This is a genomic window from Ruegeria sp. BC6 (assembly GCF_056539185.1).
Window position 1 is genome coordinate 429,890 of the sequence record NZ_JBQFUM010000003.1, and the last position, 6,543, is coordinate 436,432.

General features: G+C 59.5%; 7 protein-coding genes. 6 read left to right on the plus strand and 1 reads right to left on the minus strand.

The genetic code is table 11. The features are described from left to right. The first annotated feature begins 108 nt into the window (after positions 1–108). Both ACR0MM_RS12690 and ACR0MM_RS12695 read left to right on the plus strand, forming a co-directional pair. On the plus strand, positions 109–1,218 hold the full coding sequence (locus tag ACR0MM_RS12690) for an HlyD family secretion protein (RefSeq protein ID WP_480696503.1): 1,110 nt from the start codon (positions 109–111) through the stop codon (positions 1,216–1,218). 145 nt (positions 1,219–1,363) lie between these two features. Beyond that, the gene (locus ACR0MM_RS12695; RefSeq protein ID WP_170447802.1) at positions 1,364–2,233 is read left to right on the plus strand and encodes a DMT family transporter; all 870 of its coding nucleotides are present in this window, start codon (positions 1,364–1,366) and stop codon (positions 2,231–2,233) included. Here ACR0MM_RS12695 and ACR0MM_RS12700 read toward each other — a convergent pair. After that, positions 2,218–3,024, minus strand: coding sequence for a putative rhamnosyl transferase (locus ACR0MM_RS12700; protein WP_480696505.1), 807 nt, complete (start codon positions 3,022–3,024; stop codon positions 2,218–2,220). The two genes, ACR0MM_RS12695 and ACR0MM_RS12700, sit on opposite strands and share 16 nt — an antisense overlap. A 374-nt stretch (positions 3,025–3,398) precedes the next feature. Here ACR0MM_RS12700 and rpsL point away from each other — a divergent pair, with 374 nt between their 5' ends. The 4 genes from rpsL to ACR0MM_RS12720 all read left to right on the plus strand — a co-directional run. Beyond that, on the plus strand, positions 3,399–3,770 hold the full coding sequence (gene rpsL / locus ACR0MM_RS12705) for a 30S ribosomal protein S12 (protein ID WP_005980675.1): 372 nt from the start codon (positions 3,399–3,401) through the stop codon (positions 3,768–3,770). Positions 3,771–3,785: 15 nt separating this feature from the next. Next, on the plus strand, positions 3,786–4,256 hold the full coding sequence (gene rpsG / locus ACR0MM_RS12710) for a 30S ribosomal protein S7 (protein ID WP_093964348.1): 471 nt from the start codon (positions 3,786–3,788) through the stop codon (positions 4,254–4,256). An 18-nt stretch (positions 4,257–4,274) separates the two neighbouring features. Then, the gene (gene fusA, locus ACR0MM_RS12715) at positions 4,275–6,392 is read left to right on the plus strand and encodes an elongation factor G (RefSeq protein ID WP_093964349.1); all 2,118 of its coding nucleotides are present in this window, start codon (positions 4,275–4,277) and stop codon (positions 6,390–6,392) included. A gap of 60 nt (positions 6,393–6,452) precedes the next feature. Further along, positions 6,453–6,543: GTP-binding protein (locus tag ACR0MM_RS12720; RefSeq protein ID WP_215675807.1), on the plus strand; the 91-nt coding region annotated here is incomplete at its 3' end.

Consider the following 6,543-nt stretch of genomic DNA (forward strand, 5'->3'; position numbering starts at 1 on the left):
CCAAACACTGTGATTTCAAACGGAACTGCTGCATACTCAAAAATCAGAATGTGGTAATGGAATTGCTCCCGTCATCACTGTTTGAAACTCAACACGGGTCTTGCTCGGATGCTCATAGTCCTCGGATTGTATTTTGGCGTGATTTGGCTGGTCTTTTCCAAGTTCAGCCTGCTGCCCTGGAATGGCTTCTGGAAGACCGTTTCATACGGTGGGGCCGCTGTCGTCGGGTTGGTTGTCATCGGCGCACTCAACCACACGGCGCCTACGGGGCCAGTGTCGGTTCTGGGCGTTCAGACAAGCATTGTGCCCAATGTCTCCGGAACGGTCGTCGAAGTTGCCGTTGAGCCGAACCAGAAGGTGAACGAAGGCGATCTCTTGTTCAGAATCGATCCCGAGTTCTACGTGCTCGAGGTAGCGCGGCTGGAGGCATCTCTGGAAGCCGCCCGGTCTGCAGCGGACCAATTGACCACGGATCTGGCGGCTGCCGAAGCCGATATCGCTTCATTGACCGCGCAACTCGTTTTTGGGCAGCAGCGGCGGGATGACATCGTTCAACTGGAAGAGCGTGGCGCATCCACCACCTTCAAACTGCAGGAAGCGGTTGCGACGATCGAACAGCTCACCGCAAGCATTCGTGCAGCAGAAGCGCGAAAAGCGGGGCTGGAGCGCCGGATCGCGGCTCAGATCGACGGTGAGGATGTGGCGGTCGTGGAGGCCGAACAGGCGCTTGCGCAGGCCGAATGGAACCTCAAGCAGACAGAAGTCTTCGCGCCGGGCGACGGGATCGTCAGTGCGGTCACGCTGCGCCCGGGCAATCGCGCGACGACCTTCCAGGGCGCATTGACCTTCATAGACCCGACGAACCACGCGTTGGTGGCCTCGCTGCCCCAATCCAGCCGATCCAATGTCGGCCTTGGCGATGAAATCCGTGTGGCGCTGCGAACCCAGCCGGGATCCGAGATCACGGGAACTATTTCGGGGTTTCCGCCGGCCCTGTCAGAGGGCGCACTGGATCTCCGCTCCGGTTTGCCCTCGATGCGCGAACTTGTCGGGATCACCAGCTTTCCGGTCCTCATCGAACTTCCTGGCGATGTACCTCTGGAAACACTTCAATTCGGCGCGTCGGGCACCGCGCTTGTGATGACAGACAAGGCCGGGCCGATTTCGCCACTTGCAGAGATACTGTTCTGGGTCACGCAGAAGCTGAACTACCTGTAGGCTGGAACACAGAAAACCGCCCCATGGCAGCGATCAGGTACAACTGCGATCGGACCAAACAACACCGAATTGGCCGGATCACAAGTTGACAATCTGCTCAGGTGAGATGCCAATGCCGGGACCAGATTGAAACCGGGCCATGGCAATGACACCGAACGTCAAAGGCGCCCTGCTGATGATGGGCAGCATGGCCGCATTCACTGTGAACGATACGCTGGTCAAGGCGGCCGGTCAGGAGGTGCCACTGTTCCAACTGGTGGCACTGCGTGGGTTGTTGGCGACGATCCTGGTTTTTGCGCTGGCGCGGCATCTGGGGGCATTGCATCTGCGGTTTGGGCGGCACGACCGCTGGTTGGTGGCTTTTCGCTGCGTGGCGGAATTGTCGGCGACGTTCTTCTTCCTCACGGCTTTGATGCACATGCCGCTGGCCAATGTGACCGCGGTTCTGCAGGCCCTGCCGCTGACCGTCACCTTGGGTGCGGCCCTGTTCTTTTCGGAACAGATCGGGTGGCGGCGGATCATGGCCATTGCATTGGGGTTTGCAGGCATGCTGCTGATCGTGCGACCGGGTCCGGACGGGTTCAGCATCTACGCCATGTATGCCCTGATTGCCGTCATCTGCGTGACGGCTCGGGATTTGATCACCCGCCGAATGTCGCCCGAGGTGCCATCGATGGTCGTTACCTTGGCAACCTCATTGACGATTACCACCGGTGCGGCAATTGCCTCGGCTTTTCAGGGTTGGGTGCCGATGACGCCCGGGTCGGGGATGTTGATTGCCTCGGCGGCTGTTTTCGTCCTGCTGGGGTATCTCTTCAGCGTCATGGTGATGCGCGTTGGCGAGGTCAGCTTTGTCGCGCCGTTCCGATACTCGAGCCTGATCTGGGCCTTGGGTCTGGGATGGGCAGTATTCGGAGATTGGCCCGACCGGATCACCATGCTGGGTGCCGCACTCGTGGTCAGCGCGGGCCTGTTCACCCTCTTTCGCGAACGGGCACTTCAGGCGTCCGAATAGGCGCGTCGGACCACCGTCTGATCGATTGCAAACCGAGTTTCGAACTGCTTTGCCAGAGTGGGGGTCAGCGGTTCAAGCTTGGCCTTGCTTGTGCGGGTGTTGGGTGAGTCGTTGAACCCGTTGAGCGTGCGCACCCACATCGGCGGTTCGTTCTGGCTGATGACTGGCATGAAGTGGCCGATCTTGTGGTGGGCAAAGTTCATGATCGTCAGCTCACACCCGCCGCGCACATACATCCCAAAACCAACACCCAGCAGGGACCGGTGAACCGGCTTGGCCTGGATTCCGCTGGCGTCGAACCGGGCAAGAAAGCCGTGATTGAAATCAATGGCAACCATCTTGTTGCGCCGTACCAGCCCTTCGGCGTCCTGAACCCCGCGGCGCAGCAATTCGACGAAATCCACCGCAACCGCATCGTCGTCATCATGACGGAATTGCAGGCATGGCAGGTCAGGGTTCATGCGTGCCCGGTTCAGGACATCCTTCATGACAGAGCGATGCCGGCCGGGTTCCCGCGAGACGATTTGCACTTGTTTCATACCCGAAGTCAGGTCGTTCAGACGATCACGGGCGACCCGAGGCAGGCAGGTCCCCGTCACGATCACAAACTGAAACCGAGGATCCGTCTGGGCGCGCAGGGCGGGCAGGGCGCAGGCCTCGAACAGGCGGAGCCGCTCGTCCAGACGCCGGGGGTCATACAGGTAGCGCCGGCGCGCTTCGACCGACTCGTGCATGGTCTGGAACCCGCCGATGGCCGGGTAGGAGAAACGGCACAGACCAATGACTTGCATCTTCACTTCCGGTAGGAATACACCAGTGCGGACTATGCCCCGAGGGATGTGACACCGCAACCGATGTCGCTTTCGCTACGACGCACGGCTGCAAGGCGGGCGGGCATCTGCCGGGGCTGTTGACAGTCGGGCCGACTCCCCCTATACGCCCGTCATCTCGGTACCGGGGGCCGCCCCAAAACCGATTTCAGTATTGAACTGGTCAAGGCCCGGACAATTTTGCAGTTCGCGCCCTCTGATAACCAACCGCGACGTTCACCTCGGAATGGGAACGCTCGCGGGTTTTGCGCTTGTGGACGCATTGGCGCAGCGAAGTTAGCCGCACGCAACGCGCGTGCATGTCATGTGTGTTGCAAAACGGGGAAGAAACCGGAATGCCAACTATTCAACAGCTGATCCGCAAACCGCGGCAGCCCAAAGTAAAACGCTCGAAGTCCATGCACCTGGAGCAGTGCCCGCAGAAGCGCGGCGTCTGCACCCGCGTGTACACCACCACGCCGAAGAAGCCGAACTCGGCTATGCGTAAGGTTGCCAAGGTGCGCCTGACCAACGGTTACGAAGTCATTTCGTACATCCCGGGTGAAAGCCACAACCTGCAAGAACACTCGGTTGTTCTGATCCGTGGCGGCCGTGTGAAAGACCTTCCGGGTGTCCGCTACCACATCCTGCGTGGTGTTCTGGATACCCAGGGCGTCAAAGACCGTAAGCAACGTCGTTCGAAATACGGCGCGAAGCGTCCCAAGTAAGAAGGAGAGGCTGATATGTCACGTCGTCACGCCGCCGAAAAACGCGAAGTCCTGCCTGACGCCAAATTTGGCGACAAGGTCCTGACCAAATTCATGAACAACCTGATGATCGACGGCAAGAAGTCGGTCGCAGAGCGTATCGTCTACAACGCCTTCGACCGCGTTGAGAGCAAGATCAAGCGCGCTCCTGTCGAGGTGTTCCACGAAGCACTCGACAACATCAAGCCGTCGGTCGAGGTTCGCTCGCGCCGGGTTGGTGGTGCAACCTACCAGGTTCCGGTCGAAGTGCGCCCCGAGCGCCGCGAAGCTCTGGCCATCCGCTGGCTGATCACCGCCGCGCGCGGCCGCAACGAAAACACCATGGAAGAACGCCTCGCCGGCGAACTGCTGGACGCCGTACAGTCCCGCGGTACTGCCGTTAAGAAGCGCGAAGACACCCACAAGATGGCCGAGGCGAACAAAGCCTTCAGCCACTATCGTTGGTAATCCCAGAGGCTTATCCAAATGGCACGCGAATATCCGCTCGAACTATACCGTAACTTCGGTATCATGGCGCACATCGATGCAGGCAAGACCACCTGCTCGGAGCGTATCCTGTATTACACCGGCAAATCCCACAACATCGGTGAGGTGCACGATGGTGCAGCCACCATGGACTGGATGGAGCAGGAGCAGGAACGCGGCATCACCATCACTTCGGCTGCGACCACCACCTTCTGGGAGCGCACCGAGGATGGTCAGACCGCCGATACCCCCAAGCACCGCCTGAACATCATCGACACCCCCGGCCACGTTGACTTCACCATCGAAGTCGAGCGTTCGCTGGCGGTTCTCGACGGTGCCGTCTGCGTTCTGGACGCAAACGCAGGTGTTGAACCCCAGACCGAAACCGTGTGGCGTCAGGCTGACCGCTACAAGGTTCCGCGCATGGTCTTCGTCAACAAGATGGACAAGATCGGCGCCGACTTCTTCAACTGCGTTCGCATGATCGAAGACCGCACCGGCGCGCGCGCCGTTCCTGTCGGTATCCCGATCGGTGCAGAGAACGAGCTGGAAGGCCTGATCGACCTGGTCACCATGGAAGAATGGCTGTGGCAGGGCGAAGACCTGGGCGCAAGCTGGGTCAAAGCTCCGATCCGTGACAGCCTGAAGGACATGGCTGAAGAATGGCGCGGCAAAATGATCGAAGCGGCCGTCGAAGAAGACGACGACGCGATGATGGAATACCTGGAAGGCAACGAGCCCGACATTCCGACCCTGCGCAAACTGCTGCGCAAGGGCACCCTGGCGCTGCACTTCGTGCCGGTTCTGGGTGGTTCGGCGTTCAAGAACAAAGGCGTTCAGCCGCTGCTCAACGCCGTGATCGACTATCTGCCCAGCCCGCTGGACGTTGTCGACTACATGGGCTTCAAACCCGGTGACGAGGAAGAAGTCCGTAACATCGCGCGTCGCGCTGACGATGACATGGCCTTCTCGGGCCTGGCGTTCAAAATCATGAACGACCCCTTCGTTGGCTCGCTGACCTTCACCCGGATCTACTCGGGCGTTCTGAACAAGGGCGACTCGATCCTGAACTCGACCAAGGGCAAGAAAGAGCGCATCGGTCGTATGATGATGATGCACTCGAACAACCGGGAAGAGATCGAAGAAGCGTTCGCAGGCGACATCATCGCTCTGGCGGGTCTGAAAGACACCACCACCGGTGACACCCTGTGCGATCCGAAGGATCCCGTGGTTCTGGAAACCATGACCTTCCCCGATCCGGTGATCGAGATCGCGGTCGAGCCCAAAACCAAGGGCGACCAGGAAAAGATGTCTCAGGGTCTGGCCCGTCTGGCCGCCGAAGACCCGTCCTTCCGCGTGGAAACCGACCTGGAATCGGGTCAGACCATCATGAAGGGCATGGGCGAACTTCACCTGGACATCCTGGTTGACCGTCTGAAGCGCGAGTTCAAGGTCGAAGCCAACATCGGTGCGCCGCAGGTGGCCTATCGTGAGACCATCTCGATGCCGATCGAACACACCTACACCCACAAGAAACAGTCGGGTGGTTCGGGTCAGTTCGCTGAGGTCAAGCTCGAGATCACTCCGACCGAACCGGGCGAAGGTTATTCGTTCGAAAGCCGCATCGTTGGTGGTGCCGTTCCGAAGGAATATATCCCGGGTGTCGAAAAAGGCATCCAGTCCGTCATGGACAGCGGCCCGCTGGCCGGCTTCCCCGTGATCGACTTCAAGGTTGCCCTGCTGGACGGTAAATTCCACGACGTCGACTCGAGCGTTCTGGCGTTCGAAATCGCGTCGCGGATGTGCATGCGCGAAGGTCTGAAAAAGGCCGGCGCGAAACTGCTGGAGCCGATCATGAAGGTCGAAGTGATCACCCCGGAAGAGTACACCGGCGGTATCATCGGCGACCTGACTTCGCGTCGGGGCCAGGTGTCTGGACAAGAGCCGCGCGGCAACGCGATTGCAATCGACGCATTCGTGCCGCTGGCCAACATGTTCGGCTACATCAACACTCTGCGTTCGATGTCGTCGGGCCGTGCCCAGTTCACCATGCAGTTCGACCACTATGATCCGGTTCCGCAGAACATCGCGGAAGAGATCCAGGCAAAATACGCATAACCGAAAAATAGAGGGAGCCTGCTGCCCGGGCTCCCTTCATTTCCGAAAAAGGAGGCCATCATGGCAAAGGAAAAGTTTGAGCGTACAAAACCGCACGTCAACATTGGCACGATTGGCCACGTTGACCACGGCAAGACGACGCTGACCGCAG

What these genes read in the sequence shown, in the direction of transcription:
- rpsG (WP_093964348.1), top strand. Translation starts at nt 3,786, where the DNA reads ATGTCACGTCGTCACGCCGCCGAAAAACGCGAAGTCCTGCCTGACGCC.
- fusA (WP_093964349.1), top strand. Translation starts at nt 4,275, where the DNA reads ATGGCACGCGAATATCCGCTCGAACTATACCGTAACTTCGGTATCATG.
- ACR0MM_RS12690 (WP_480696503.1), top strand. Translation starts at nt 109, where the DNA reads ATGCTCATAGTCCTCGGATTGTATTTTGGCGTGATTTGGCTGGTCTTT.
- ACR0MM_RS12700 (WP_480696505.1), bottom strand. Translation starts at nt 3,024, where the DNA reads ATGCAAGTCATTGGTCTGTGCCGTTTCTCCTACCCGGCCATCGGCGGG.
- rpsL (WP_005980675.1), top strand. Translation starts at nt 3,399, where the DNA reads ATGCCAACTATTCAACAGCTGATCCGCAAACCGCGGCAGCCCAAAGTA.
- ACR0MM_RS12695 (WP_170447802.1), top strand. Translation starts at nt 1,364, where the DNA reads ATGACACCGAACGTCAAAGGCGCCCTGCTGATGATGGGCAGCATGGCC.